A 1,261-nucleotide genomic window follows, 5' to 3' on the forward strand; every position below is an offset into this window, starting at 1 on the left:
ATGTGGAAGTATGTCCCGAGTGCGGAGAAATCAAGATAAGCTACAACAGTTGCCGAGACCGTCATTGCCCCAAGTGTCAGAACAAGGAGCGTGAGCAGTGGATTTCTTTCCGCAGGGAGGAGATTATCCCCGCGAAGTACTTCCATGTGGTATTCACGGTGCCGGATTGCCTGCATCCTATAGCCATTAACCATCAGGCTGCCTTCTACGATTGCATGTTCAAGGCCGCATGGGCCACCATCTCCGCCTTTGCAGGCGATAAGAGACTGCGTACCGGTATGACCGCCATTCTTCATACGTGGGGTTCCAATCTGTTCTACCATCCGCACATTCACTGCATTGTGCCGGGTGGCGGGATGGACAAACTCGGTATGTGGCATCATCTCAATGGTTGTGAAAAGAGTGACTTCCTTTTTCCCGTGCATGGCATGAGCGACAAATTCCGTGGAAGATTCATGGCTCTGCTCACAAGGAGGCTGAAGGAAGATGGTTTCGTCATGGCTAATTACATACGAAAACAGTGCTTTGACAAGGATTGGGTCGTTTACTCCCGTCCTCCCGCAAAGGGAGTGAATCAGGTATTGGAGTATATTGCCAGATATGCATATCGTGTGGCGATAACCAATTCCAGGATTCTTGACGTGACAGACAATAGCATCTCATACGACTACAAGGACTACAGGAAAGGCGGCAAGCATGGAGTAATGACCATGGAGATTGGCAAGTTTCTCGGTTTGTTGTCACTGCATGTGCTACCCGACAGGTTTGTGAGGATACGCCACTACGGCATACTCTCACCTTGCAACAGGGATGCACTGCGCAACATACAGAAGCAGCTCGATGTGCCGCCCGTGCCGAAAGAAAGGACAAATAAGTCATATCTTGAGATCTGTCAGGAGAATGGTTGGGAGATTGGAGTATGCAAGGAATGCCATTGCCAGCGTATCATCATAAGGATTATAAATCCAGCCCCGAGAGCCCCGCCATTCTTTGTGAAGCGTATAGGTAACTAAGCAGGTAGTCCGCGAAGTGCTTTTCTTCGTGGACAGCCTCTTTGTGCCCTAACGCGTCGTAAAACACTTTATATTGTATCATTTGTGGCATGATTTGAGATTGTGACATCTCTGTTTGTATCCTTAATTCCGCAACACTTTGATTTAACTTTATTTATAAGTTCCTGAGCAACAAAAAGTTGCTCAGGATTTTGCCATGTCAGATTTTTCACTTATCTTAGTGTTGCAAATCAAAACAAGCGTAAAGC

The 1,261-nt window shown here is 47.3% G+C and carries 1 protein-coding gene; it reads left to right on the forward strand.

The features are described from left to right. On the forward strand, positions 1-1,013 hold a 1,013-nt coding region (locus CIK99_RS03130; RefSeq protein ID WP_094379682.1), incomplete at its 5' end, for a transposase. Between the last annotated feature and the right edge of the window lie 248 nt (positions 1,014-1,261).

Source organism: Prevotella sp. P5-92 (assembly GCF_002251245.1).
Taxonomy (GTDB): domain Bacteria; phylum Bacteroidota; class Bacteroidia; order Bacteroidales; family Bacteroidaceae; genus Prevotella.